Annotated in this window: 1 protein-coding gene; it reads right to left on the bottom strand. The window is 64.7% G+C overall.

What is annotated here, in order from left to right; translation table 11 throughout:
• Window positions 1–97 precede the first annotated feature (97 nt).
• A partial coding sequence (locus tag BST14_RS31885) for a hypothetical protein (protein ID WP_211280843.1) occupies window positions 98–343 on the bottom strand: 246 nt, incomplete at its 5' end.

Genomic DNA, 343 nt, shown 5'->3' with positions numbered 1-343 from the left:
TGCCTGCTGTGTCCGGCGGATAACGCTTAGCATCATTCGTCCTACCCGTGGGGGGGAAGGGCCGGACGTTTCCAGCGGCTCCTGGATGCTCCGCGCCTCAGAAGTATTTCAACCAGGCGATATCCCGCCGCCGCGCCTTGAAACCGGCGAACCAGTGCACCGCCGGGTACAGCGCCACGGCCAGCAGGATGCTGCACAGCCATAGCGCCGGCACCGAGGAGAAACCGAAGTAGTCGCCCCGGTTGGCGCCCCAGATCGCCAGCGCCAGCAGGTACAGCAGCTTCAGTAGGTAGAGATGCAGCAGGTAGAAGAACATCGGCGCTCCGCCGAACGCCACCAGGGC

It is taken from the genome of Mycobacterium arosiense ATCC BAA-1401 = DSM 45069 (genome assembly GCF_002086125.1).
GTDB lineage: Bacteria > Actinomycetota > Actinomycetes > Mycobacteriales > Mycobacteriaceae > Mycobacterium > Mycobacterium arosiense.
Note: the sequence above shows the minus strand (reverse complement) of the source record. Positions and strands in the feature narration are given on the sequence as shown.